The organism is Marinobacterium profundum (assembly GCF_001528745.1).
In the GTDB taxonomy this organism is placed as follows: Bacteria; Pseudomonadota; Gammaproteobacteria; order Pseudomonadales; family Balneatricaceae; genus Marinobacterium_A; species Marinobacterium_A profundum.
Map to the genome: position 1 here is coordinate 1 of NZ_BCNS01000206.1, position 26,061 is coordinate 26,061.

General features: G+C 58.0%; 27 protein-coding genes. 15 read left to right on the forward strand and 12 right to left on the reverse strand.

Features of this window, described 5'->3' with window-relative positions; genetic code table 11:
- Positions 1-237 precede the first annotated feature (237 nt).
- The 4 genes from ftsZ to MPRO_RS22375 all read right to left on the reverse strand — a co-directional run bounded on the left by ftsZ (position 238) and on the right by MPRO_RS22375 (position 4,266).
- A complete protein-coding gene (gene ftsZ / locus MPRO_RS22360) occupies positions 238-1,446 on the reverse strand; it encodes a cell division protein FtsZ (RefSeq protein ID WP_067298405.1) in 1,209 nt (402 codons plus the stop codon).
- A gap of 87 nt (positions 1,447-1,533) precedes the next feature.
- Positions 1,534-2,793: a cell division protein FtsA gene (gene ftsA / locus MPRO_RS22365; protein WP_067298406.1), complete on the reverse strand. Its 1,260-nt coding sequence runs from the start codon at positions 2,791-2,793 to the stop codon at positions 1,534-1,536.
- Positions 2,794-3,243: 450 nt separating this feature from the next.
- Positions 3,244-3,909 carry a gamma-glutamylcyclotransferase family protein gene (locus MPRO_RS22370; RefSeq protein ID WP_067298407.1) on the reverse strand — a complete coding sequence of 222 codons (666 nt, stop codon included), beginning with the start codon at positions 3,907-3,909 and terminating at the stop codon, positions 3,244-3,246.
- 6 nt (positions 3,910-3,915) lie between these two features.
- Entirely contained in the window at positions 3,916-4,266 is a 351-nt protein-coding gene (locus tag MPRO_RS22375; protein WP_067298408.1) for a hypothetical protein, read from the reverse strand.
- Between the two features lie 190 nt (positions 4,267-4,456).
- Here MPRO_RS22375 and MPRO_RS22380 point away from each other — a divergent pair, with 190 nt between their 5' ends.
- Both MPRO_RS22380 and MPRO_RS22385 read left to right on the forward strand, forming a co-directional pair.
- Positions 4,457-5,503, forward strand: a complete 1,047-nt coding sequence (locus MPRO_RS22380; RefSeq protein WP_067298409.1) for a potassium channel family protein — start codon at positions 4,457-4,459, stop codon at positions 5,501-5,503.
- Between the two features lie 148 nt (positions 5,504-5,651).
- Positions 5,652-6,293 carry an O-methyltransferase gene (locus MPRO_RS22385; RefSeq protein ID WP_067298410.1) on the forward strand — a complete coding sequence of 214 codons (642 nt, stop codon included), beginning with the start codon at positions 5,652-5,654 and terminating at the stop codon, positions 6,291-6,293.
- Positions 6,294-6,324: 31 nt separating this feature from the next.
- On the opposite strand, the gene MPRO_RS22390 is transcribed toward MPRO_RS22385, so the two are convergent.
- The 3 genes from MPRO_RS22390 to MPRO_RS22400 all read right to left on the reverse strand — a co-directional run bounded on the left by MPRO_RS22390 (position 6,325) and on the right by MPRO_RS22400 (position 8,866).
- Positions 6,325-6,918 carry a DUF3501 family protein gene (locus tag MPRO_RS22390; RefSeq protein WP_067298411.1) on the reverse strand — a complete coding sequence of 198 codons (594 nt, stop codon included), beginning with the start codon at positions 6,916-6,918 and terminating at the stop codon, positions 6,325-6,327.
- Between the two features lie 40 nt (positions 6,919-6,958).
- Complete coding sequence (locus MPRO_RS22395; RefSeq protein WP_067298412.1) at positions 6,959-8,299, reverse strand: heterodisulfide reductase-related iron-sulfur binding cluster; 1,341 nt, start codon at positions 8,297-8,299, stop codon at positions 6,959-6,961.
- A 147-nt stretch (positions 8,300-8,446) separates the two neighbouring features.
- Positions 8,447-8,866 carry a rubrerythrin family protein gene (locus tag MPRO_RS22400; protein ID WP_067298413.1) on the reverse strand — a complete coding sequence of 140 codons (420 nt, stop codon included), beginning with the start codon at positions 8,864-8,866 and terminating at the stop codon, positions 8,447-8,449.
- Between the two features lie 140 nt (positions 8,867-9,006).
- Between MPRO_RS22400 and MPRO_RS22405 the strand changes: the two genes are divergently transcribed.
- The 7 genes from MPRO_RS22405 (at position 9,007) to MPRO_RS22435 (ending at position 15,460) form a co-directional block, all read left to right on the forward strand.
- On the forward strand, positions 9,007-9,930 hold the full coding sequence (locus MPRO_RS22405) for a hydrogen peroxide-inducible genes activator (protein WP_067298414.1): 924 nt from the start codon (positions 9,007-9,009) through the stop codon (positions 9,928-9,930).
- Positions 9,931-9,953: 23 nt separating this feature from the next.
- On the forward strand, positions 9,954-12,272 hold the full coding sequence (locus MPRO_RS22410; RefSeq protein WP_067298415.1) for an intermembrane phospholipid transport YdbH family protein: 2,319 nt from the start codon (positions 9,954-9,956) through the stop codon (positions 12,270-12,272).
- 49 nt (positions 12,273-12,321) lie between these two features.
- Positions 12,322-12,522 (forward strand): YnbE family lipoprotein, encoded by a 201-nt coding sequence (locus tag MPRO_RS22415; RefSeq protein ID WP_067298416.1) that lies wholly within the window; start codon positions 12,322-12,324, stop codon positions 12,520-12,522.
- A 10-nt stretch (positions 12,523-12,532) separates the two neighbouring features.
- Positions 12,533-12,874, forward strand: a complete 342-nt coding sequence (locus MPRO_RS22420) for a YdbL family probable chaperone protein (RefSeq protein ID WP_067298417.1) — start codon at positions 12,533-12,535, stop codon at positions 12,872-12,874.
- Positions 12,875-12,938: 64 nt separating this feature from the next.
- Entirely contained in the window at positions 12,939-13,424 is a 486-nt protein-coding gene (locus tag MPRO_RS22425) for a disulfide bond formation protein B (RefSeq protein WP_067298418.1), read from the forward strand.
- 15 nt (positions 13,425-13,439) lie between these two features.
- The gene (locus MPRO_RS22430) at positions 13,440-14,471 is read left to right on the forward strand and encodes a lipid A deacylase LpxR family protein (RefSeq protein WP_067298419.1); all 1,032 of its coding nucleotides are present in this window, start codon (positions 13,440-13,442) and stop codon (positions 14,469-14,471) included.
- A 59-nt stretch (positions 14,472-14,530) separates the two neighbouring features.
- Entirely contained in the window at positions 14,531-15,460 is a 930-nt protein-coding gene (locus MPRO_RS22435) for a 2-hydroxyacid dehydrogenase (protein ID WP_067298420.1), read from the forward strand.
- 17 nt (positions 15,461-15,477) lie between these two features.
- On the opposite strand, the gene MPRO_RS22440 is transcribed toward MPRO_RS22435, so the two are convergent.
- Positions 15,478-16,866: a diguanylate cyclase domain-containing protein gene (locus MPRO_RS22440; protein ID WP_067298421.1), complete on the reverse strand. Its 1,389-nt coding sequence runs from the start codon at positions 16,864-16,866 to the stop codon at positions 15,478-15,480.
- Between the two features lie 144 nt (positions 16,867-17,010).
- Positions 17,011-17,466 (reverse strand): EVE domain-containing protein, encoded by a 456-nt coding sequence (locus MPRO_RS22445; protein ID WP_067298422.1) that lies wholly within the window; start codon positions 17,464-17,466, stop codon positions 17,011-17,013.
- A 184-nt stretch (positions 17,467-17,650) separates the two neighbouring features.
- Here MPRO_RS22445 and MPRO_RS22450 point away from each other — a divergent pair, with 184 nt between their 5' ends.
- Positions 17,651-18,367, forward strand: coding sequence for an SIMPL domain-containing protein (locus MPRO_RS22450; protein ID WP_067298423.1), 717 nt, complete (start codon positions 17,651-17,653; stop codon positions 18,365-18,367).
- Between the two features lie 45 nt (positions 18,368-18,412).
- On the opposite strand, the gene MPRO_RS22455 is transcribed toward MPRO_RS22450, so the two are convergent.
- Positions 18,413-18,607, reverse strand: a complete 195-nt coding sequence (locus tag MPRO_RS22455; protein ID WP_216821357.1) for a hypothetical protein — start codon at positions 18,605-18,607, stop codon at positions 18,413-18,415.
- Between the two features lie 225 nt (positions 18,608-18,832).
- Here MPRO_RS22455 and MPRO_RS22460 point away from each other — a divergent pair, with 225 nt between their 5' ends.
- The 5 genes from MPRO_RS22460 (at position 18,833) to MPRO_RS22480 (ending at position 24,040) form a co-directional block, all read left to right on the forward strand.
- On the forward strand, positions 18,833-19,936 hold the full coding sequence (locus MPRO_RS22460; protein WP_067298424.1) for a polyamine ABC transporter substrate-binding protein: 1,104 nt from the start codon (positions 18,833-18,835) through the stop codon (positions 19,934-19,936).
- 66 nt (positions 19,937-20,002) lie between these two features.
- Positions 20,003-21,133, forward strand: coding sequence for an ABC transporter ATP-binding protein (locus MPRO_RS22465; protein WP_067298425.1), 1,131 nt, complete (start codon positions 20,003-20,005; stop codon positions 21,131-21,133).
- Positions 21,130-22,035, forward strand: coding sequence for an ABC transporter permease subunit (locus tag MPRO_RS22470; RefSeq protein ID WP_067298426.1), 906 nt, complete (start codon positions 21,130-21,132; stop codon positions 22,033-22,035). The genes MPRO_RS22465 and MPRO_RS22470 overlap by 4 nt, the downstream gene beginning before the upstream one ends.
- Positions 22,035-22,853, forward strand: coding sequence for an ABC transporter permease subunit (locus tag MPRO_RS22475; RefSeq protein WP_067298427.1), 819 nt, complete (start codon positions 22,035-22,037; stop codon positions 22,851-22,853). The genes MPRO_RS22470 and MPRO_RS22475 overlap by 1 nt, the downstream gene beginning before the upstream one ends.
- 113 nt (positions 22,854-22,966) lie before the next feature.
- Positions 22,967-24,040, forward strand: coding sequence for a diguanylate cyclase (locus MPRO_RS22480; protein WP_067298549.1), 1,074 nt, complete (start codon positions 22,967-22,969; stop codon positions 24,038-24,040).
- Between the two features lie 57 nt (positions 24,041-24,097).
- On the opposite strand, the gene MPRO_RS22485 is transcribed toward MPRO_RS22480, so the two are convergent.
- Both MPRO_RS22485 and MPRO_RS22490 read right to left on the reverse strand, forming a co-directional pair.
- On the reverse strand, positions 24,098-24,961 hold the full coding sequence (locus MPRO_RS22485; protein WP_067298550.1) for a hypothetical protein: 864 nt from the start codon (positions 24,959-24,961) through the stop codon (positions 24,098-24,100).
- Positions 24,962-25,214: 253 nt separating this feature from the next.
- On the reverse strand, positions 25,215-25,835 hold the full coding sequence (locus tag MPRO_RS22490) for a response regulator (RefSeq protein WP_067298552.1): 621 nt from the start codon (positions 25,833-25,835) through the stop codon (positions 25,215-25,217).
- Positions 25,836-26,061 lie beyond the last annotated feature (226 nt).

Here is a 26,061-nt window from a genome sequence, read left to right on the forward strand (position 1 = left end):
CGCCTTAAAACACCGCAAAAACCCGCTCAAATCAGTCGGCTCTCGCTACGGCCAGCATTCTCGGACAGCCTCCTAGTGACGAAAGCGTAGGCCCGCGTAAAGCCAACGAAAACAACAAGAAATCCACAAGAAAAAAGGCTGCCCCTGGCGGGGCAGCCTCAAAGATCATGCAAGAAGGGTAGCGGCCCTATAGAACAAGCAAGGCCGCTGCAGACAAGACTACAATGGGCCGTCGGATTAGTCGGCCTGGCGACGCAGAAACGCCGGGATATCCAGGAAGTCCATATCATCGGTGCCGGTACGCTGTAACGCCTGAGCCGGCGATTCGGTCGCAGCGACAGGGGCCGCGCGGGCAGCACGCTCATCGGCGCGATTACGCAGCACTGTCGGCAGCTCCAGCTGGCTGTAGTCGGTGGTCGGCTTGCCGGGGCCCGGACGTGATGTCACGCTGGCGGTACCGCCATTTGCGACCCGTACTTCCTGCTGCTGGACCTGGCCCAGCCCGGTCGCAACCACGGTGATGCGAATTTCGTCACTCATCTCCGGATCAATAACCGTACCCACCACTATGGTGGCGTTGTCAGAGGCATACTGCTCAACAATACTGCCGACTTCGGAGAACTCGCCAAGACTCAGATCGAGCCCTGCGGTAATGTTCACCAGCACGCCGCGCGCACCCTTGAGGTCGACATCCTCCAGCAGCGGGCTATTGATGGCCGCTTCAGTGGCTTCCCGTGCGCGACCTTCGCCGCGGGCGCTGCCAGTTCCCATCATCGCCATGCCCATTTCGGACATCACGGTGCGCACATCGGCGAAATCGACGTTGATCATGCCGGGGCGGATAATCAGATCGGCAATACCCTGAACCGCGCCCCTGAGTACGTCATTGGCGGCATTAAAGGCATTGATCAGGCTGCAGTTTCTGCCCAGTACTGGCAACAGTTTTTCATTCGGAATAATAATCAGCGAGTCGACACATTCCTTCAGCTCGCGAATGCCCTCTTCGGCGATTTTGAGGCGTTTTTTACCCTCAAACGGGAAAGGCCGCGTTACGACGGCTACGGTCAGGATACCGAGTTCGCGCGCCACTTCAGCCACTATGGGGGCAGCCCCGGTACCCGTGCCACCGCCCATGCCGGCGGTAATGAATACCATGTCGGCACCGCTGAGCATCTGCGCGATGCGTTCACGGTCTTCCAGCGCGGCCTGACGGCCGATCTCGGGGTTAGCCCCGGCGCCCAGCCCCTTGGTCAGATCACCACCGAGCTGAATGACACTGCGGGCGGCAAGCCCGGACAGCGCCTGTGCATCGGTATTGGCACAGATAAACTCGACACCTTCAACATCGGCACTGACCATGTGCTGCACAGCGTTACCGCCGCCGCCGCCCACGCCTATCACCTTGATGACGGCATTTTGCGCAATGCTATCAGCGAGTTCGAACATTTTGATCCCCTCCTTGCAAGGTGCCAGCTTCTTCGTCTGCGCACCCGCCCTGTTTTACGTTATGGACTGCTCTGTGATGAACAAAAACTAAAAATTGCCTTGAAACCAGGATTTCATTCGCGCCGCCAAACCCGGCTGTTCCGCCACTTCAATGGGCCTGGGCTCGCGCCTAGACGCTTCGCCCTGGCCTGAATAAACACCATTATAATTCTGCCTGGCATAGAGCAGCAGCCCCTGAGCCGTGGCATATATAGGGTTGCCCAGAATATCTTCCATGCCATGAACACCGGTGGGGCTGGCGAGCCGAACCGGAATGTGGAAAATCTCCTCCGCCAGCTCAACCGCCCCTTCCATCTTGGCGGTACCACCGGTCAGCACTATACCTGCGGCCACCAGATCCTCGAAGCCGCTACGACGCAGCTCCGCCTGGATCAGTGAAAACAGCTCTTCGTAGCGTGGCTCCACCACCTCGGCCAGAGACTGGCGAGACAGACTGCGCGGCGGCCGCTCGCCGACACTGGGAACCTTGATGGTCTCATCAGCACCAGCCAGTTGCGCCAGGGCACAGGCATATTTAACCTTCAGCTCTTCCGCATTCTGGGTCGGCGTGCGCAACGCCATGGCGATATCGTTGGTGACCTGATCACCGGCCACCGGAATAGACGCCGTATGCCGAATGGCGCCGCCGGTAAAGACCGCGATATCGGTCGTGCCACCACCTATATCCACCAGGCAAACGCCCAGATCCTTTTCATCGTCGGTCAAGACCGAGTAGCTCGAGGCCAGCGGCTGCAGCACTATAGCATCCACATCCAGGCCACAGCGGCGCACACATTTTTCGATATTCTGTACCGCATTGATCGAACCGGTCACCAGATGCACCTTGGCTTCCAGGCGCACACCCGACATCCCAAGCGGCTCCTTGATACCCTCCTGGTTATCAATCAGGTATTCCTGCGGCAATATATGAATGATTTTTTGATCGGCGGGAATAGCCACAGCCCGGGCGGCATCAATCACGCGTTCCAGGTCCTGCTCGGTCACTTCCCGTTCGCGCACCGCGACAATCCCGTGGGAGTTCAGACTGCTGATATGGCTACCGGCGATACCCACGGTAACCGAGTGAATTTTGCAGCCGGCCATCAACTCGGCCTCTTCCACTGCCCGCTGAATGGAATTCACGGTGGATTCAATATTGACGACCACACCGCGCTTCAAACCGCGCGAAGGCTGAGCCCCTATTCCGACGAGTTCAATACGCCCGTTCGGATCTATCTCACCTACCATGCAGACTACCTTGGAGGTGCCGATGTCGAGTCCGACAATCATATTGTTAGGGGTTACCATCTTGCCATCATCCGCTGTGGATTAAGTCCGTTTAAAAAGGTGTTTTGGTTAAATACCGCAAGAACCACGCCAACTTCAATCGACCTATTGCTAATTGCAGTTATAGCAAGGGGCAGAAACAAAATGTACAAAAAAACAACAGTACATGCCACCTTTATATCGGCAATGTTTTACCGGACTTTAGCAAAACTCCTTGTTTTTCAGCCCCATAGTTTTTCCCGACGGCAAAGTTTTACCGGCCCAGGTGCTAATTAAATCGCCAGCTTATGGCGAATGGTTAAAATAAAAATCAAAATCCAATTTTGATAAATAAAATAAACATCAATATTTAATATTGATAAATCTCAAACAAATCAATAACTAATTTTGATTTATCAAGCAGCGCATCAAAAAACCATAATGAATATATAGACAACATTATCTGCTTAAAAACTTATTGAACTGCAGTACTCAGCGCGCCCGATAGCTGTACTGCTCCCTGCTCCCCTGCCATTGCAGCGGCGGATCAAGGGTGGCCAGATATTGGCGAATGCTGGTACAGCCGTCCGCCAGAAAACTGCTGTCCATAAAGTTATCCAGCACACTCTGCCCCTGGGACGCGGCCGCCTCAAGGCAAAAAGCGAGGTAGCGCGGATAAGGCAGAATATCATCGCGCCACAGCGGGCCACTGTAATATTGACCTACGCGGCGATGGTACTCCGCCTGCGTCACGCATTTGTTGAGGCGGTAATCCATATCCGTACTGCTGGTACAGATACGCCCCTGAACGGGCATACCGGCCTCATCCAGCGCCCTGACCTCGACCCAGCGATAGCGGTGCTCACGCTCATAAAGAGCGACAAAATCCTCTTCGGGGACGTCGAAGGCCGAACAGATAATCTCACAGCCCGCCATCGCCTCGGTAGAGCAGGAAGCAATCGCACGACTTGCAGCATCAGCGCCGTGGCGGCTGAAAAACACCACTCCGACCTTGTTAAAAATACGCCTGTAGCCGGGAAGGCGCACTGGCCTGAAGCCGGTGAGACTCGGCACTGTTTCCAGCGCCGAACGTTGCGATAGCAAAGAGCCATACCCCAGCACCGTGATCAAGCCGTCCCCTCCCGCCTCAGTACTCATCTGTCACTACCAGTAAATATAGAGCGCTGCAATTGAGGTCAGCACCAGCGGTGCCATCACCAAGAGTGTGCGTACATGGCCAAGCAGCGGCTGCAGCAGCACCAGGTGCGCCACCGGGAAGGTCAGGAAAATGCACAGCAACGGAATCCACCAGTCGAGCAGGCGAAAGCCATAGGCCATAGCCCCCAGCAGCGTCAGCGCGGCGAAGTTGCCGATCATCACCACCCACAGCTGGCCACTACGCTGCAGCGCGAACTGCGGCTTCTGCTCATCGGGCAGCTTGTTGATGGCCCCGGCACTGAGGGCCGCCGACATGGAAACAAAACCACTGAGCAAGAATAATACGAGGGGTTCCAAGGGGTAGGCTCCTGTAAGGTCATGGACGGCCGCATTGTACGGGATTTGCCGCCTCACCCCCAGTCTTTGAAGCACTCGCAGCCTGTCAGGCTTGCCCTTGTTTTCCCCGCCATCGACCTCGCGGGTCTGGGTTGTTAGTATCCCTGCCCTGGCACCACCGCCTTACAGACAACTGCAAAGTACCCTCGCCATGCTGCTGTTCAAACGCCTGCGCAAGCTGATCTACCACAACTTCAAGGAAATGAAGTGGCAGGGCCTGCTGATGTCACTGCTGGCCTATATGCTGCTGTGCTGGCTGGTACTGCGCCTGCTGGGGGAAACCGCACTGGTGGGCGCCGACTACCTCTACTGGCTCATCGTCACGGCCTCGACGGTGGGCTACGGCGACCTGTCACCCGCCACTATGGGTGGCAAGCTGTTTAGCGCATTTTTCGTTATTCCAATCGGTCTGGGCCTGTTCGCGCTGACAGTCGGCAAAGTAGCCGCCTTCAGCGCCTACCAATGGAGAAAGGGCATTATGGGCATGAAGGCACTGAACCTGAACGAACACATCCTGGTCATCGGCTGGGACCCGCACCGCACGCCGCAGCTGCTGCGCCTGTTGCTGATTGAAGCGCAACAGAACCTTGGGCGCACACTCTGCCTGTGCGTCAGCGACGAGATAGAGAACCCGCTGCCGGGGGAAATCGAATTTGTGCGCGTATCGGCCTACAACGACCCCGCCGACATGCAACGCTGCTGCATTGACCAGGCCTCCAGCATCATCATCGACTGCGCCCGGGATGACAGTACCCTGGCCGCCGCGCTCTATAGTCACAGCCGCAACCCACACGCCCACAGCATCGCCTATTTTCGCGACCAGTCTCTGAGCCAGCTGCTGCGCCATCACTGCCCCAATATCGAGTGCACACCCTCGGTCGCGGTGGAGCTGATGGTCAAGGCCGCCATGGACCCGGGTTCCAGTGCCCTGCACCGCCAGCTGCTCAGCGCAGGTGATGGCATGACCCAGTACTCGGTGCGCTATCCCGAGCCCCTGCCACCGATCAGCATCCGCCGCCTCTATGCGCCGCTGAAGGAGCACTACCAGGCCACCCTGATCGCGGTGGATCTGGAGGCGGACGGCGAGCCCGAGATAAACCCGCCACTGGATATGGAGCTGCATCCCGGCGCGCTCATCTACTACATTGCGCCCAGACGCATCCGTGACTTTGACTGGGCGACGCTGACACAGCCCTGAGCGGGCCAAGGGGGCCTGTGCCAAACAAGCGCCCTGAGGGAAAGATAGCCTTAAACCGCAACGGCCTTTCAGTGGCACTGGGCTCTGCAGTCTGCCCAAAAAAACGCTAGAATGGCGCCCCCTTGCAAATGACAGTGCGCGCCTTGCCATGACCGACTTTCTCGTCCACGAAGCCATTGAAGACTACGCCTTTATCAGCACAGGCGCAGAGCCTGCCCTACTGCAGGAACTGATCGATGCCACCAACGAAAACATGGGCTGGCCGCAGAAACTGTCGGGGCGGCTGGTGGGGCGCACGCTGAAAATGCTGGTGGCGCTGGCGCAACCCAAGGTCGCGCTGGAGATCGGCATGTTCACCGGCTATTCGGCGCTGTCAATCGCAGAGGGCATGCCCGACGACGGCCGCCTGATCTGCTGTGAAACCAATCCGCGGGCCATTGAATTCGCCCAGGGATTTTTTGATCGCAGCGAGCACGGCCACAAGATCGAGGTGATTTTCGGCCGGGCGCTGGATACTCTGGAAACGCTGAATCTGGAGCTCGACTTCAGCTTTATCGACGCCGACAAGCGCAGCTATCTTGAATACTACGAACGGGTCAAGACCATGACCCGCCCGGGTGGGCTCATAGTGCTGGACAATATGCTCTGGTCCGGCAAGGTCATTCAGCCCGAGTCCGATATAGACGATACCCTGGTGGAACTGAACCGCCGTATCGCCGCCGACCCCGATGTGGAAAACATTTTCCTGACGGTGCGCGACGGCGTCAACGTGGTGCGCAAGCTGCGTTAATCGCAGGACCTACAGCTTAAGCCCCGCATCATCAATGCCGCGGGGCCAAATCCCCCTGTAGCGCACGCTGCAACCCGCTATCAAGCCGCTGGGCCGCAATACTGCAGGCCGGATGATCAACGCCTGCATGCAGCGCCCGGCCTTGCATGGCGGCATTCAGCATCGCAGGGCTCAGTTCGAAACGCAGGAAGTGCACACTGGAGGTTTTCTCCTCGTTGCTGCGCTCCATATCCTCGTCGGCAATGGCGAATACCGGTTCCAGCGTGCCCACCTGTATCCAGACCCGATGTTCGACACCCACCATCCTCTGCAGGCGCCGACGCCGCTCCGGTACATCGGCAATTTCGATCATCAGCGTCGCCTTCCAGTTCGAGCCATCGGGAATCAGCGGATTGTAAGCGTCGAGTTCATCCCGAATCTCGGCCTCCTCAAACAGCTTTTCAATACGCAGCATTTCCTGAACCTGGTACTGCACAGTGGTGCGATCCTCGAACAGCAGACGCAGATGCTCACCGAGCAGCAGTTCACGATCACGCTTGTGGGCCATCACCCGGGCGCGAAAATCACCACGCATGCGGGCATAGGTTTCCAGTGGCCAGAGATCCTGCGGGGTCAGTTTGTCCATGGTAAGACTCCAGTCTGTACAAGGGAATATAAGAGCAGCATCAGATGCCGTAAGCCTTGCGCAACAGGCTGATGGGATGTTCGGCATGATCCACTCCGGCGCTCAGATGGGCGATATGGGTCGCGGCCATGGGGCAGTCGCTGGCGAAGTGATCCGCTTGCTGCTGCTCCACCTTGCGCACCACCGGGCGGGCAATCTTTACCGATTTGTCGCGGGTCTCGGTGCGCACGGCATAGGTGCCATCATGGCCGGAGCAACGCTCAATCGCATGCACCTGAGTGTCCGGCACCAGACTCAGCACATCGCGGGTTTTAAGACCGATATTCTGCACTCGCAGATGGCAGGCTACCTGGTAGCTGATATCTCCCAGCCCCTGGGTGAAATCCAGCTTGAGCCCGCCCTCCCGGTGTCGAAGCCACAGGTACTCAAACGGATCGAAGAAGGCTGCCTGCACCTTCGCCACCTCCCCGTCATCGGGAAAAAGCAACGGCAGCTCCTGTTTGAACATCAGCACACAGGAGGGAATAGGCGCGATCAGATCAAAGCCTTGATCCACCAGCCGGGCCAGCAGCGGAATATTGAAGTCCCGTGCACGGGCAACCGACTCAAGATCACCCAGCTCCATCTTCGGCATGCCGCAGCATTTTTCCCGCGGCACCATCTCGATATGGATATCGTTGTGCTGATATACCCGGAACAGATCCTCCCCCAGTTCAGGGCTGTTGTAATTACCATAGCAAGTGGCAAAGAGTGCCACCTTGCCGGTAGTACCATTGATTTCCTGCGGGCTTAACTTCTGTTTCAGTGGCGCAACGCGCTTGCGCAGGGTCTTGCTGTGATATTTGGGCAAGGGCGCTTCGTGGTGTACGCCGAGGGATTTCTCCAGCAGAGTGCGAAAACCTGCGTTGGCGTTCATCGCATTCACGGTCACATCAAGTAGCGGAATCGATGCCAAAGCCCCAACACGGTCGGTACTGGTCAGCGTCAGGTCCCGCCAGGACGCCCCCGCCTGCTGAAAATGCACCGCCTTGGCACGCAGCATCAAATGCGGGAAATCCACATTCCAGTCATGGGGCGGCACATAGGGGCACTTGGTCATGTAGCACAGGTCACAGAGGTAACACTGATCCGCCACCTTCATGTAATCCGCTTTGTCGACACCGTCCACTTCCATGGTGTCGGATTCGTCCACCAGATCGAACAGGGTCGGGAAGGCATCACAGAGACTGACGCAACGTCGGCATCCGTGGCAGATATCGAACACCCGCTCCAACTCCTGATTCAGGGCCGCGCTGTCGTAGAAAGCCGGCGACTGCCAGTCGATCGGGTGGCGGGTGGGCGCCTCAAGACTGCCCTCGCGCGCTATCTTGCTCTGGCTCATGGCTCGGTCACCTGAAAGTTAGTCGCTGTACACCCATGCGGGACACTTGTGGAGGTCTGACAGGGAGCGCCCGCAAAAAAGGCCGCCGCTGCCTGCACGAACCGGCAGGAACACCGACGGCACCTATCCCCCTCAAGCCACCCTGGCTCAGCCGTCCAGGCCATCCAGTGCTTTCTGGAAACGGTTGGCGTGGCTGCGCTCCGCCTTGGCCAGGGTTTCGAACCAGTCAGCAACCTCATCAAAGCCTTCCTCGCGGGCTGTTTTTGCCATGCCCGGATACATGTCGGTGTATTCATGGGTTTCACCGGCAATGGCCGACTTGAGATTCAGCCCTGTGGCTCCGATCGGCAAGCCGGTCGCCGGGTCTCCCACTTCTTCGAGATATTCCAGGTGACCATGGGCATGACCGGTTTCACCTTCTGCGGTGGAACGGAACACGGCGGACACATCGTTGTAACCTTCAACATCCGCCTTGGCGGCAAAATACAGATAGCGGCGGTTGGCCTGGGATTCGCCGGCAAAGGCGTCCTTCAGGTTTTGTTCGGTCTGGGAACCTTTGAGCGACATAACGCACCTCCTGACACGGATGGAAAAACGCTGATTAAGGGGGCGAATGGCGTTAACGACCCCGCGCCCTGGTTAAAAAGTAGGCAGCGAACTAGAATCTGTACAATAGATAAATACTTACGCGATAATCGAATTTTCCGATGACTCACCCTCCGACCTTCAAGCAGCTTAAATACCTCTGTGCCGTGGCTGAACAATTGCACTTTGGCCGCGCTGCCCGTGCCTGCCACGTATCGCAGTCCAGCCTGAGTGCCGGCATCTCAGAGCTGGAAGCGCACCTGGGCGTGGTACTACTGGAGCGCAACAACAAGCGCGTGCTGCTCACCGATCTGGGGGCGGCTGTTGTGGCACGCAGCCATGAGATACTTAATGCCGTGGATGATATGGCAGCCCTGTGCGAGCAGGCGGTGCCGCCGCTGAGTGGCCCCATGCGTCTGGGGGTCATTCCCACCATAGCCCCCTTCCTGCTGCCGGGCCTGCTCAACCGCCTGCGCGCCGAGCATCCACAGTTTCAGCTTTATATCCGCGAGGATCTGAGCCAGCATCTGGTGGATGCGCTGCACCAGGGTGATCTGGACTTACTGCTATTGGCCATTCCCTTCCCGGCAGATGCCGTCCAGTGCATGCACCTGTTTGACGATGGTTTTGTGCTGGCGTCCCCGTCGAGCCACCCGCTGAATCGGGTTGAGAAACTCTGCACGCGGGATTTGGCCGGGCAGGATTTGTTGCTGCTAGAAGAGGGCCACTGCCTGCGCGGGCACGCCCTCGCCGCCTGTCATCTCACCAGCGCAACCCTGTCGGTGCCCTACCAGGCCACCAGCCTGAATACCCTGGTTCAGATGGTGGCAAACGGCATCGGCATCACCCTGCTGCCCCGCATGGCGCTGGAGACCCCCATACTCGCAGGCACTGATGTGCAAACCCGTGAATTTGCCGAGTCAGGCGTACAGCGTTCCATCGGACTGATGTGGCGCCGCCAGGCCGCCCGGGCCGATGAATTTCGCCTGCTGGGTGAATTTATCCAGCAACACAGAGTCCCTGCTATCAGAGCCACCACGCCCTGAGGGGCCCCGACTTCGGAGATTTCATGCGACCGGCCCTCTGGCTACTGACACCCCTGCTGCTGCTCGCACTGCTGTACGCGCTGTTGCCCAGACTCGCCAGCTACAGTATCGAACGCTGGCTGCAGGCTCGCGGCATTGAGCAACCCCGTATCGAACTGGACTACCCGGGCTGGAACCGGCTGCAGATTCGCAGCTTTAGACTCAGCCAGCAGCAGAACGGACAGCGCATCATCCTCGAATCAGGCCCCGTCCTGATCGAGTACGACCCGCTGGATCTGATCGGGCAATTGCATCTGAACAGCGTGCGCATTTCAAGCCTCACACTGCAGCTGCAAACACAGCCAGGAAGTGCGCCTGAATCACCCGCGCTGGATCTGAGCCCGCTGCTGCCCGCCGCCTGGCTCGCACTGGCACCGGCCGACCGGTTGCAGGTCGGCCAGCTCGATCTCAGCCTTCAAACCGAGGGCCAGCCCAGCCGGGGCCTGCGCGGCAATATTGACCTGTACCAGGGCCGACTACACAGTCGCATGCAGCTATTTGAAAACGACAGTGCCCTGGGCTGGCTCGACCTGACACTGGATGAGGACAATCGCTTTGAGCTGAGCCTGCTGCAGGATAGCGAGCCCATCTACCGGGCTAGTGGCGAGCTGCGCCAGGACGCCGGGCAACTGGAAGTCCAGCTGCAGCAATCACTTGAGCTGGCCGGCACCCTGCGCTGGCTGCAACAGCTACCCAGCCCCCTTTTATTAGGCGAACAGCTATCCGCGCAATTGCTATCCGACGAGATGCCCGTCATAGAGGGCCGTATTGAGGCCCAAGGCTTGCTGCGCCTGCCTCTTACACTTGCAAGCGCCCAATGGCTGCAGCAAATGACGCTGGAACAACAGCTCGGCGGCGCCTTGCAGCTTGGTCTGAATCGGCCAGAACTGCAGCGTGTTCAACTGCCGCTGGATGCCAGCCTGAGCCTTGCAGCAGGCACCCTGAGCTTTAGCCTGGCTGCCGGCAGTCGGGCTGACCTCAGCGGCCTGACTCTTCCAGGGTTCGCGCCCGTGCGTGCCAGCGCTCAGCTACAGACCCCGCTGCAATTGACCTGGCCCCTGGGCGAGCCCGACCCTGAGCCACTGCAATTACCCGCCTTTGGGCTGCTGCTGCAAAGCCCTGCGCTACAGCACGCCCGCGGCACGCTCAAACTCAGCCCGATCCGGCTCGATATCAGTCAGCTAGACCTGCAGCAATACAGCGCCACCGGCCGGCTGCGCATCACCGAGATCAACTGGCAAATGCCGGGGCAGCGTCTCCCTTTGGCCGCACTGGACAGCCGCTTTGAACTCAAAAATTCGATGCTCAGCAATCGTTTTACACTGGATCTGGCGGATCCTGCACTCAAGCTGCAGGGCCGCGCCAGCACCCGCCTGTCACCCTTTGTCAGTGATATTCACTGGCAGGCCAGCCCGCTGGCACTGCAACAGGCCGAACAACTATGGAACCGCTATTATCCCCCGGCGCCACCGGAGCTCAGTGTCAGCGCAGGCGTGCTGCACCATAATGGCAGCGCCAACATCAACAGCCGTGGCCTTGCATTGCGGCTGGAGCAGCACACCGATCAGCTGGCCGCACACTGGGGCGCCCTTGAAGTTCAGGGCCTCAATTGGCAGTCCAGTACGGAGCTGCGCCACAACGGCTTGCTGCTCCACCGCGGCCAGATGCAGGTAGAGCGCCTGGATACCGGCTTCCCGCTGCAGACCATTGCGCTGGACTATAACTATCAGCAAACACCCGCACAGACACCCGCCCTGCAGCTGAACAGCCTCACAGCAAATCTGCTCGGTGGCACCCTGGCACTTGATTCAGTTGCGATAAATCCCCTGTCCCCCACACTGAGCACTGAACTGAAACTGCAGCATCTGCAACTGGCAAAGGTACTTGAGCTGCAGCAGCAGAAAGGCCTCAGTGGTGAAGGTGTGTTGTCCGGCCGACTGCCGCTGACCTTTGACGCCAGCGGATTTCAGGTGCGGGATGGCCAGATCTCCAGCGAGGGCCCGGGCAAAATTCGCTTTGTCCCTGATGCCAAGGTGGCCGCCCTGGGCCAGGCTCATCAGGGCATGGCCATGGCGCTAAAGGCGCTGAAAAACTTTCAGTACGAGGCGCTGTCGGTCAAGCTGCAATACGATGCCAACGGCGCGGCCCTGATGAATACACGGCTGCAGGGCAGAAACCCGGACTGGAATAATGGCAGACCGGTCGATTTCAGCATCAATATCGAGCAGAACCTGCTTACACTGATGCAGACGCTGCAATTTACGGACAAATTGACGGAATCGATCGAGAAGCGTTACCGTTGATAGCTGACTCGCAGTCACAGTATTGGCGAGCCCTGGAGGAGACACGCACATGTACCTATACCGATTAATGCCCAGGGCCTCGCTGCTCGCGGCCGGCGTTCTGCTCGGCGCATGCACGCCCACCGTGCAGGTCGCCATGCCCAATGAGCCGATCACCATCAACCTGAATGTAAAAATTGAACATGAAATTCTGGTCAAGGTAGATAGGGAAATCGATTCTCTGCTCGAAGAAAACAGCAATCTCTTCTAAGGAAGTTGCCATGAACAACACATTTAAATCTATGCTGTCACTTATTGCTCTTACCGCCAGTCTGCTGGTGACATCTGCCTGGGCGCTGTCACTGGATGATGCCAAAAGCCAGGGGCTGATTGGCGAGCGCAGCAACGGCTATCTCGGCATAGTCGTGAGCAATCCGTCTGGAGACGTCAAGGCACTGGTGGCCGACATCAACAGCAAACGCAAGCAGGCCTATCAGGAAAGCGCCAGCAGTGCGGGCGTTGACCTGCAGATCATCGAGCTGCGCATCGGCCAGCGTCTGCAGCAAAAAACCGGCAATGGTCAGTATATCCAAACCGAGGCTGGCGCCTGGCAGCGCAAGTAAGCCAGACTACCATTGAACTGAAACGAAAGGACTCAGCGTGATTCCCAGGTCCGAAACATCCGGCATGTCATATCGTCTGAGCAACTTTATCGGTTTAGGCATCTGTGCCGGCGCGCTGGTGTTCGCCCTGCTCTACCTGCAGCGGGAACTGGGGCTGGAGTCCTGCCCGCTGTGCACCCTGACAAGATTCATTTTCCTTTGCCTGGCGCTGCTGTTCGCCATTGGCTGGATACTCAATCCCAGGCCCTGGCTACAGCGTCTGCTATCCGGGCTGAACCTGCTGCTGCTCATTGCCGGCCTGTCCACCAGCCTGAAACATGCCTGGATCAACGCTACTGCTACGCCTGACTGCACGGTGGCAACGCCACCCGATGCCCTTTCAGCACTGCAATCTATCACCCAGGCCCTGAGTGATAGCTGCGCCAGCGGCACAGACTGGAACCTGTTCGGTCTGCAAGTGCCGCACCTGTCACTATTGCTCTTCGTCGTTCTGCTGCCATTGGTATGGCGGCAACTGCGCAAGAAAACCCGCCGCAGCTATTTTAACTGAGTCGAGCCCATGCGAATGAAAGCCCTCCTGGCAGGCCTGTTGTCATTACTGCTGTCATGGCCTGTACTGGCTACAGAAGACGAACCCTGGACCTACAATTTTTACCTGGAAAACGACCTCTTCGCTCAAACCGATCAAAATTACACCAACGGCATCCGCTTTTCCGCCGTGTCCCCGGATATCGACAACTTCCTCTACGACCCCCGCCTGCCTGGCTGGGTGTTGACCGTGAACGACTGGTTCGAGCCCTTTTACCCGGTGCCTGAATCGCGCATCGACTCCGTGCGGCGCAATATAGTACTGACACTGGGGCAGCAAATTTTCACCCCCCAGGATAGCGAGCGCAGCACTCTGGACCTCAACGACCGCCCCTATGGAGCCTGGTTGTACGGCGGTGTGGGCTATCATGCCAAAACACGCAACAAGCTGAATTCAGTGGAACTCAATCTGGGTTTTGTCGGCCCTGTGGCGCAGGGCCAGCAAGCGCAGGACTTTATCCACGAGCTGCGCGGTTTTGACAAGTTCCAGGGCTGGGATAACCAGATCAAGAATGAGCCGGGCCTGCAGCTGGTCTACGAACACAAGGCACGCAGCCGAACCGAAAGCCACCCCTCAGGGCTGGGCATGGATTTCATCTGGCACGGCGGTGCCAGCCTTGGCAACGTCGCCACCTATGTCAACACAGGCGCAGAACTGCGCGCCGGCTGGCATCTGCCCGATGACTTTGGTACCTCGGCCCTGCGCCCCGGTGGCGATAACAGTGCTCCCGGACGACGCGACCCGCGCTACTACGGCAGCTGGGGCCTGCATGGCTTCATTTCCGTCGATGGTCGCTGGGTACTGCGGGATATTTTTCTGGATGGCAACAGCTGGCGCAACAGCCATTCGATCGACAAGGAACCGCTGGTGGGTGAAGCAGCCATAGGCGTATCGGCCATTTTCGAGCGCTGGAAACTATCCTTTGCGCGGGTACACCGCAGTCGCGAATTCAAGGGCCAGTCCAGCGGACACAGTTACGGATCCTTGTCAGCATCCTATAGCTACTGACAAAGCCCGGCGCGCCTAAGCGCTCTGGACGCCGACATAAAACAACCGGGAATCTGATCATGAATATTCTGTTTTACGGCCAGGGACTTGCGACTGATGACTGGCTAGACGCGATGCGCAGCACCTGGCCCGACAGCGATATTCAACTATGGTCATCCCAACTGGATAAGCGCTGGCAAGCCGACTATGCCCTGCTGTGGCACCCGCCGCGCGAACTCTTCGCCAGCCAGCACAAGCTGAAAGCCATATTCAACCTGGGTGCCGGCGTCGATGCCCTGCTACGCCTGCCGGGTCGCCCCGCCGAAGTACCTATTATAAAGCTGCGCAATGCTGGCATGGACCCCTGGATGTTCGACTACGTCCACTACGGCGTGCTGCATTTTGGGCGCAACTTCGACCATTACCGGCGCCAACAGCAGCAAAGGCAGTGGCAACCCCACGCCAGCCTGGCGCCCAATGCCCTCTGCATTGGTGTACTGGGACTCGGCGCCCTGGGCCAGACAATTGCACAGCGCTTTGGGCAGCTGGGTTATCGGGTACAGGGCTGGAGCCGCGGCCCCAAGAGCATTGAGGGCGTTGATACCTACTCCGGGCTGGAGCATCTGGGTGATTTTCTCGGACGCTGCGACGTGCTGATCAACCTGCTGCCAGGCACTGCGCAAACCTGCAATCTGCTAGATGCCAACCGACTGGCGCAGTTGCGCCAGGGAGCCGTACTCATTAACGCAGGTCGGGGTACCACGGTAGATTCAGACGCTCTGAACAGCGCGCTGGATAGCGGACACCTGCGTGGCGCCCTGCTGGATGTATTTCACACTGAGCCCCTGGCAAGTGATCACCCGCTCTGGACTAGAGCCGATGTCATCATTACGCCCCATATAGCCGCCCCAACCCTGATCGGCGAGTCGCTGGGACAAATTGCCACGGATATACAGTCGCTCGAACAAGGCCTCTTCGTGCCCCGTGTCGATAGCAGCTTGGGTTACTGAAAGTTGCTGGCGAGGGTCTAGCGCACCGCAGTGTGCACCTTGGCGCTGCGGGCCACGACCTTGAGATTTTCCTTCATTTCGTACATGCGGCTATCCGCCAGCGCCATAAGTGCATCCAGATCGTCCGCCTCGCGCGGATAGAGCGCCCAGCCCATGCTGGCACCCACGACTATACTCTGGCGACCATAAGGTACCGGAACTCGCAGGGCGGCGGAGAGCTTTTGCAGTACCGCGTCCACATGCTCTGGCGACTCGATGCCGGGCAGCAGCAGCACGAATTCGTCGCCGCCGGTACGCGCCACTGTATCGACGGCTCGCAGCGCCCGACGCAAACGCGACGCTATCTCCTGTAATACAAGATCGCCGGCCTGATGCCCATAGTAGTCATTCACCGGTTTGAAACCATTAAGGTCGACATAGCAGAGGGCAAAACCGCTGTCATTGCGACGGGTCTGGGCGATCAGCTGATTGGCACGTTCAAGCAGCATGCGCCGGTTGGGCAGCCCTGTGAGAGCATCAACCGTCGCCTGGTGACGGGCACGCCGGAACACCCGTATCAGTTGCAGCAAGAGCGCTACTATGGCCAGCAGCAAGCCATACAACAGCACCTTTGCCCGCATACCGGAATGCCCCTGCAAACTGTAGTCGGGCACGACCGCTATTTCCCACTGGCTGTGGCGAAAGGTGACTGACTGCTTCAGCACATGGGGGTTCTGAAACACCCCGGCCGGGCCGAAAAACTGCTCGCCGCGGGCACCCTGACCATCAGTTCCGCGCAGCGCGATGCCTCTTGGATTATCATTCAGACCGGCAGCCTGCAGCAGCGAATCCATATCAATCACAGTCGACACTAGCCCCCAGTAGCGACTGTCCTTGCCTTCATCCACGTAGATCGGGCTGCGCGCAATCAGGCCACTTCCGCCCTGAACAAGCCGCAGCGGCCCGCTCACCAGCATGTCACCGTGCTCGATAGCGCGTTGAATGGCGGGCCACTGTGTTTCATCCTTGGTGTAATCAAGCCCCAGCACAGTTTCATTGCCGGTGAACGGATAAACAAAACTGATGATATTATCCGGCGCCAGGCCAATATTGCGGATATGTTCACTGCCGCGCACTATGTAAGGCGCCACCAGCGCCAGCTCCGCCGGTGGTGCATCCGGGCGCGCTACCACATAGGCTGTAAGGCCGCGGGTCAGATAAAGCACCGAGTTGATTTCACTTTCAAGCCAGGCACGCAGTTCCGACAGCTCCACCTGGGTTTCCAGCTTTACCGATTCACGATCACGCTCGGCGGCCAGACGCGCCACGTATTCAGTACCCAGTATGCCGCTGAACACCACCAGCAACACTCCGATATAAGGTAGCAGCAACCCACCGAACGCCTCTGCGGCCTTGCGATATATCATGCGTGCAGGTGCTCCCGTAATCACAAAAATTTGCCCGACATGGATTATGGTAGCCGTACAGCGACCTACAGCAGTTCAGCCAGAGCACTTTTATATGTCAGTATAACCAGCAAAACTCGGAAGAGTATTCAGTAAATTCAGAAATTAACGCAATTCGAGTACGGTTTGCCATTGCGCAGCGCTGACCGGCTGCACCGACAGACGCCCCTGTCGCACAAGCGTCATATCGGCCAGAGCTGCTGTTGCCTTGATTTGACGCAGCGGTATCACCCGACTGAAACACTCCCGCAAGCGAATATCCACACAAAACCAGCGCGGTGATCCCGGAGCCGCTTTCACATCAAAAAGCGCATGGGAAGGTTCGAACTGACTGGGATCCGGATAGGCGGCACGCACCACCTCGGCAACACCGGCAATCCCCACCTGCTTGCAGCTGCTGTGGTAGATAAAGACCTGATCACCGACTTGCACTTCATCACGCAGAAAATTGCGCGCCTGGTAGTTGCGTATTTCATCCCAGCGCGCGGTCTGATCGGGCGACTGGGCCAAATCATCAATACCGAACACATCGGGTTCTGTCTTGAACAGCCAGTGTTGCATCTATATTACCTCCTGCTGTTGCACGGGTTACCAGTATACCGTGGCCATCCATCGACGACCTCGTTGCAGCAAGATCTTAGCCTGCGAGCACCCTGTCTATGCGAAAAGCAGGGACAATTCACGGCCTGTTCAGATGAAAGTGACAATATGAGCTTTTCGCTTTCAACTGATCAGGGAGAGATAGATGAGTTCGACACAGCGAAGCGGCGCTCTGCTGCTGGGCCTTTGCATTGCACTGGGACTTGCAGCCCTGGGGTATTTGCTTGGAGAAGGCGCGTTGCGCGTCAAGGAAACTGAGCGCACCGTGACGGTAAAAGGACTGTCGGAGCGGGAGTATCCGGCCGATATAGTGCTCTGGCCGATCCAGTTCAGCGTCGTGGACAACGACCTCAGCACGCTCTACAGGCGCCAGCAGCAACACGCAGAGCAAATTCGTGCTTTCCTGCTGCTGCATGGTATCGAGCCCGGTGAAATCACCCTGTCCCCGCCGGCTGTGATCGACAAGCAGGTACAGCAATATGGCGATGGCAACTACAGCCAGCGCTTCAGCGCGACCCAAACGGTCACCGTCTACTCCGAACGCGTCGATCAGGTGCGCTCGGTGATGCAGGACCTGGCGGAGCTGGGGCAAAGTGGCATCGCCCTGACGGGTGATCAATACGGTAACAGCACCGAGTATCTGTTCAATCGCCTGAACGACGTCAAGCCCGACATGATAGAGGAGGCAACCCGCGAGGCGCGGGCGGTGGCTGAAAAATTCGCCGCCGACTCCGACAGCCGCCTTGGCAAGATTCGCTCGGCACAACAGGGCCAGTTCTCGATCTCGGACCGGGACCGCAACAACCCCCACATCAAAAAGCTGCGGGTGGTCACCACCGTCGAGTACTACCTGTCGGACTAACTCCAAGCGCCTTGCTCACAAGCACTTAAGACCTATGAATCAGGGCTACTGCCCTACTTGCGTTAGTTCACCTGCGACCAGGGCGTCGAGATCCATCATGCGGATAGCACTAATTGCCGCCTCCCAGGCGCCTTCGTGACAGAGCCCACTGATGGCAGCGTTCTCGTACCCCTGCAGGGCCGCAAGGATGGCGGCTTCTTGTACCGCCCGCGCCAGTTCAAGTGCATTTTTATAGGGCATCTTTGTCTCCTTCGCGTATATGACTCAAGCTCAAGCATAGCCGGAGGGCACAACAAGGTGCACCCAGCTAAAAACTGTACCTAGTGGTTGCAAAAAACATTGGTTTTTTTGATGAGGATTGTTCATATTCGGCATTCAAATCAGGCGCTCATCGACACCGGCGTCTATTGTTGGCCACAGCCGTTGCGCCAACCATTTTCAATTGACACCCGGAGAACCGAGTGGATGAAAAGTACGACTTCCATACTCAAAACGCTTGTCGCCGGCCTGGTGCTGGGGGCCTCACTGCAGACCTCTGCGCAGCAGGAACTGCATATCTACAACTGGTCGGACTATATCGCAGAAGACACCATAGAGCGCTTCCAGCAGGAAAGCGGCATCAAGGTGCTGTACGACGTTTATGACTCCAACGAGGTGCTGGAAGCCAAACTGCTGGCCGGCCACAGCGGCTACGATCTGGTATTTCCCACCGCCAGGCCCTTTGCCGACCGCCAGATCAAGGCGGGCATCTTCCAGCCGCTGGACAAGACCAAACTGAGCAACTACGCCAACCTGGATCCGGTTATTCTGAACTCCCTGGCCGATATCGACGCCGACAGCGCGCACCTGGCGCCCTACATGTGGGGCACCACCGGTCTTGGCATCAACCTGACCCGGGTACGCGAACTGCTGGGCACCGATACGCCGCTGGACAGCTGGAGCCTGGTATTTGACCCAGCCATCACCGCAAAGCTCGCCAGCTGCGGCATCTCGCTGATGGATGACCCCACCGAAGTGCTGGTAGCCGCCAGGGCCTATATCGGGCAGGCGCCGCACGACTACAGCAGCGCGGCTCTGGACGAGGCCGCTGTGGTGTTAAATGCAGTACGGCCGAACATTCGCTACTACCACAGTTCGCAGTACATCAACGATCTGGCCAATGGTGATATCTGTGCCGCCCACGGCTACAGCGGCGATGTACTGCAGGCCAAGGCCCGCGCCGAGGAATCCGGCAATGGCGTCGAGATCGCCTACCTGGTGCCGCGCGAAGGCGCCGTGGTTTGGACCGATGTTATGGCCATTCCGGCCGACGCCCCCAACAGTGATGCGGCGCACCGCTTTATCAATTTCGTGCTGCGCCCTGATGTGATTGCCCCGATCAGCAACTATGTCGCCTACGCCAACGCCAACGCGGCGGCCACGGACCTGGTGGATGAAGCCGTACGCCAGGACCCCGGCATTTACCCGCCCCAGGCCACGCGCGAGCGCTTTATTACACTGAAAACACCCAGCAATCGCGAAACCAAGGCGATTAACCGCCTCTGGACGCGGATAAAAACCGGCCAGTAAGGCCAATATCCAGCCTCAACAATGCCCCCTCGGGGGCATTTCTGATTCAGGAAGCAGATAGCGGCAATGACACAAACATCACCAGCGCCAGGCGCAGCAGATACCGCCTCCACAACAGCCTCTGTGCGGCTGGAGGGCATCAGCAAATCCTTCGGTAACAGCTACGCGGTGAACAATGTCAGTCTGGACATTCAGCAGGGTGAGTTCTTTTCGCTGCTGGGCCCCTCAGGCTGTGGCAAGACCACCCTGCTGCGCATGCTGGCCGGGTTTGAAACACCGGATCGCGGCCGCGTACTGATCGATGGTCAGGACATGACCCTGGTGCCGCCCTATGAGCGGCCGGTCAACATGATGTTTCAGTCCTATGCCCTGTTCCCCCACATGAGCGTGGCGGACAATATTGCCTTTGGCCTGAAACAGACGCCCATGGCCCGCGGCGCACGCAACCTGCGCGTAACTGAAATGATGGAGCTGGTACAGATCAGCCCGCTGGCAAAGCGCAAGCCGCACCAACTCTCTGGCGGGCAGCGCCAGCGCGTCGCCCTGGCACGCGCCCTGGCACGCCACCCGCGCATTCTGCTGCTGGACGAACCCCTGGGGGCGCTGGATAAAAAGCTGCGCGAGAAAACCCAGTTTGAGCTGGTCAATATTCAGGAGCGCCTGGGCACTACCTTTATCGTCGTCACCCACGATCAGGAAGAGGCCATGACTATGTCCTCGCGCATCGCCCTGATGCGTGACGGCCAGATCGAGCAGCTGGACGCTCCCAGGCGCCTGTACGAATTCCCTGTCACCCGCTATGCCGCCTCCTTTATCGGCTCCATTAACCTGTTCGAGGCCCGCGTACTGCAGCAGAACGGCGACGAAGTCCGCCTGAGCTGCGACGAGGCAGGCGCAGATCTGCTGGTACGCAGCAGCGAAAAAATGCTTCCCGGCATGGCACTTACCCTGGCTGTACGGCCGGAAAAGGTGCGCCTGCTAAGCCCCGGCGAACAGAGCCCCAACCTGGTCCGTGGGCGCATCAAGGAAATCGCCTACCTGGGCGGCATTTCGATCTACCACGCCGAACTGCCCAGCGGTAAGCAGGTGCAATTTACTCAGTCCAATGTCCAGGCACTGGCGGAGCAACCCCTAAGCTGGGGGCAGGATGTTCTGCTCGGCTGGCACCCCGACAGCTGCTCGGTACTGACCGAATGAGTATCCCAGGCGCCCAGCGCGCACTCACAGGCCGGCGCCTGATCATAGGTCTGCCCTGGCTCTGGCTCGGACTGTTCTTTGCGTTACCTTTCCTGTTCGTGCTCAAACTCAGCCTGTCCGAGTCAGTACTGGCGCAGCCGCCTTATCTTGATCTGATACGCGAATTCAAGGACGGCGTGCTGATACTCGCCGTTAACCTGGGCAACTATCAGCTACTGCTGGAAGACAGCCTGTATTTCAAGGCCCTGCTCAGCTCCCTGCAAATCGCCGGTCTCTCGACCTTGCTGACGCTGCTACTCGGCTACCCCATGGCCTACGCCATCGCCCGGGCGCCACAGCATTGGCGCCTGCCACTGATGATGCTGATCATACTGCCGTTCTGGACGTCTTTTCTGATACGGGTCTACGCCTGGATCGGCATTCTGAAAAACAACGGCCTGATCAATCAGCTGCTGATGGGGCTGGGCATCATAGACACACCGCTGGAAATGCTGCACACGCCGTTTGCTGTATATATCGGCATTGTCTATAGCTACCTGCCCTTCATGGTACTGCCGCTCTACGCCACCCTGGTTCGGCTGGACCTGACCCTGCTCGAAGCTGCGGCAGATCTTGGCTGCCGTCCCTGGAAACAGTTTCTGCGCATCACCCTGCCGCTATCCATGCCCGGTGTGCTGGCCGGCGCCATGCTGGTATTTATTCCCGTGATGGGTGAATTCGTAATTCCGGACCTGCTCGGCGGCCCCGATACCCTGATGCTCGGCAAGCTGATGTGGATCGAGTTTTTCAGCAACAAGGACTGGCCGCTGGCCTCGGCGCTGGCCGCGGTATTGCTGGTCGTGCTCATCATTCCGTTCATGCTGCTGCGCCATTATGAACAGCGCAACCAGGAGGCTCAGTAATGTTCCGCCGTGCGCCCCTGCTAATGACGGTACTGCTGTTTGGTTACGCCTTCCTCTACGGGCCTATCTTAAGCCTGATGGTGTATTCGTTTAATGAAAGCCGACTGGTAACGGTGTGGGGCGGCTTCAGCACCAAATGGTACAGCGAGCTGCTGCACAACGAGCAGATACTCGGCGCCGCCTGGCTAAGCATCAAGATCGCCGCAATTAACGCCAGCGCCTCCGTCGTGCTGGGTACCCTGGCGGCAGTGGCGCTGGTACGCTATCGACGCTTTCGCGGCCGAACCAGCCTGGAAATAATGGTGACAGCCCCTATGGTCCTGCCAGACGTCATTATCGGGCTTTCGCTGTTGCTGCTGTTTGTTTCCATGCAAACCCTGATCGGCTGGCCCGCCGGCCGTGGCCAGACCACCATCACCCTGGCCCACATTACCTTTTCAATGGCCTACGTTACTGTAGTGGTGCGCAGCCGCCTGGCCCATATGGACAGATCGCTGGAGGAAGCGGCGCTGGACCTCGGTGCCCGGCCACTGAAAGTATTTTTCGCCATTACCCTGCCGATTATTGCCCCGGCCCTGGTCGCTGGCTGGCTGCTGGCCTTTACGCTGTCGATGGATGATTTGGTCATTGCCAGCTTCGTCTCTGGCCCCGGCGCGACCACCCTGCCCATGGTGGTGTATTCCAGTGTGCGCCTTGGTGTCAGCCCTCAGATCAATGCACTGGCAACTCTGATTGTGGTCATCGTTGCCATTGCTGTGGCCATTGCCGGGGTTCTGCTATACCGGCAGGAGAAAGGCAGCAACAGTCGCAAGGAATAGAAACCCGGGGCAGACTTAAAAGCCTGGGCGAGCCTGGTGCCCCTGCACGCTGATAAATAGGGTTATACTGCAAATCGGATTTTCAATATAGCGCCGACAGGACTGCATTAAGGATGATGGACGCGACCCAGTACACGCGTGGCCTGCAACTGATCAAACGCATTTACCCTTCGCGCAGCGTTGGATTTATTCTGGGCGCCATCAGCGTTGCTTCGGTTCTGTACGAACAGAGCGTCGGCCCTGGCAGCTGGTTAATGATCGTTTTCACCGGTTTTCTCTGGCCACATCTGGCTTACTGGCGCGCCTGTCGCAACAGCAACCCCTATTTGGCTGAACAGCAAAATCAGCATTTTGATGCAGCCCAGTGTGGTTTCTGGACTGCCATGATGGGCTTCAATCTGCTGACATCCGCCATGGGATTTGCCATGCTGGGCATGGTGCTGTTGTCCCTTGGAGGCAAAAGCCGCTGCCTGAAAGGCATCCTTATTTATACGATAACCGCCATAGCTACCTGGCTACTAAGTGACATACCGCTGCAGCTGCAACCCTCGCTGCTCACCCTGCTGGCCAGCCTGCCGATACTGCTATTTTATCCGCTGCTGATCGGCTACAGCGCCTATCGCTTCGCCCTTGCCGCCAATGAGCAGCGCAAGCAGCTTGAAATTGTCAGCCGTACCGACGGGTTATCTGGACTCAATAACCGCCAGCACTGGGAGCAGCGCGTCGCCGACGCCTTTACCCGCAGTCAGAGCGAGCCCCATGCATACAGTCTGATTATGCTGGATATTGATTATTTCAAGCAGGTAAATGACCGCTTTGGCCACGGTGCCGGGGATGATGTAATTCGTCAGGTGGCCCGCCTGCTAGAGGAATGTTTCAAGCACGACGCTTGCCTGGGCCGCTATGGTGGTGATGAATTCGGCGTGCTGCTACCCAACTGCAGTGCAGTCGAAGCACTGGCCCGGGCCGAGAAAGCACGCCAGCATGTAGTTAACCACCTTCAATCAGAAAGCCCGGCAACGATTAGTTTAGGCGTTGCCGAGCTCAATACAGACATCAACACCACGAACTACTCCGACTGGATTCTGCATGCCGACCTTGCGCTTTATCAGGCCAAGCGTCAGGGTCGCAACTGTGCTGTATGCTTCTCCCAAATGGCCGATACGCGCTTGGTCGCAGAGGCCTGACAGGCCTGCTCTGTACCTGAGGAGTTAGGTCGAATAAGCCGCAATCCGCAGCAAAATTCAGTTAAATACACTCTTAACCGCAACCGGCAGACTGACAGTGATGCGCCCCTGGGACATATCCCCGCGCATGCGCAGGTAACCACCGTGTCGCTCTATAACGGCACAGGCTTCAGGACTGTGCATCATCGGCTCGCTCCACACAGCATCGGTACTCAGTAGTGTCATGCGCGGCAATTGCAGGTCACCAATATCCTGCACGGTGATCAGCAACTCGCCTTCAGTCTGATGCAAACGCACCAGCAAGCGTCTGCTGCGATGCTGGCTAACCAGCTCAACCGCCAATGTACGCAACGCCGAGGCCAACAACTCTGCCTCACCCTTGATGGTTCCAAGCGCGCTGGGCGCCTGCAGAAAGAATTCGTCAACACCGTCCAGTGCCGGACCGAAGGCCCGCCCAACCAAGACCAGCGGATCCACCGCTGCGCCTTTGAGATCCGTCGCCAATACCGCGTCAGACGCATCAGGCGCAGCCTCCTGCAGCAGCTGCTGCAACTGTTTTAGCTGCTGCGGCTCAAGACAGGACTGCACCGCCTGGCTGGAGCAGAACTTGACCAGCCCATGCTGGGACTCTGACTCCTTGCTCACCGGGGCATCCGGGACTGCATCCGGTTGATGCTGAAACAGCAGGAACTCAAGCTTGAGCCAGCGAATGGCAAGAGCTGAATGCAATTGCTGGGTTACCGGCTGGCGTATCAGGACTCGGTCACCCTCGCGGTGCAATAGTTCAAGCTGCAGGCCGGGCGAGAGGGCAAACTGGCGCTGAGCCAATTCGCTCACCAGCAACAGGGTACCGGTATGATTAATAATGGCGACTCTGCCATGGAGCTGGTCGAGCAGCCGCTGGAAGAAATTTAATCGCATAACGCACAAATCCGGAAAAATCAGAATATGTGTATATTACTATATTTTCCGAATTTGTCGCTCAATAACCTGACTCTATACATAAAGCCCACCGCAGAAACAGCATATGAACGTCCAGGCGAGCTTTAGAGCAGTATACAAATCTCAGGACAGCAGCAGAATAAGCAGGTTTTACAGCACCCGGCGCAACGGCTTTGGATGGATGCCCAAGCGGAGACACCCGTTAGCCTGGGCAGATTAAAAACGCGAACGATCAGCGGCTGCGCTGGCGCTCCAGAATCTGCTCAATACGCCGTTTGATGTCATCAAACGGAATGGGCTTTGGCAGCACCTGGCACTCGACACCGACCGGCATGCGCGACAACACCTCATCAGGCTCCAGTGCAGAAATGACCATCAGCTCCATACGCTCCAGCAATCCGCTGTGTTTCAGCGCGGCAATAATACTGAAACCATCAATATTCGGCAGATTCAAATCGAGCACCAGCAACTGCGGTTCGACCTGACCCACGCTCAGCAAGCCACCATAGCCATTATCCGACAGGTGCAGCTCTAGCGGCAGCTGCCAGCTTTTCAGCGTCAGCTCATAAAGTCGCAACAGTACTTTTTCGTCATCAATAACCAGCACTCGCACCGGCGCATTGCGCGATGCGTCGGCTCCGGCGGTCGAATCAGACAGGGCCGGCCCTTTGCCATCCTGCAGCTCGCGCACCAGCTTTTCCACCTGCAGCAGACTAAAGCGACGATGCCCGCCCGGCGTTTTCCAGCTCTCAATAACTTCGGCATCCGCCCACAGCTGCACCGTGCGCGCAGACACACCCAGCATTTCGGCCGCCTTGCGACTGGTACAAATATCATCCGATTTGAATTTCATGGGCATTCTTTGCTATGTGATCCTTGACGGCGGCATTCTACACTTTTTTGACGCCCTGCGTTTTTGCGCGAGAATTGCCTGATTCCAGCGAGTCGGTGAGCAAAATTGAGTTAGGCTCACCCCACAGAACACTCCAGATGGCTCCAGCAGAGCCATTCCATGTTTTTATCCCAAGCAATATTAACCTCGATTGCATGCCGATTATCGCCTAGGAGGCTGTCCGAGA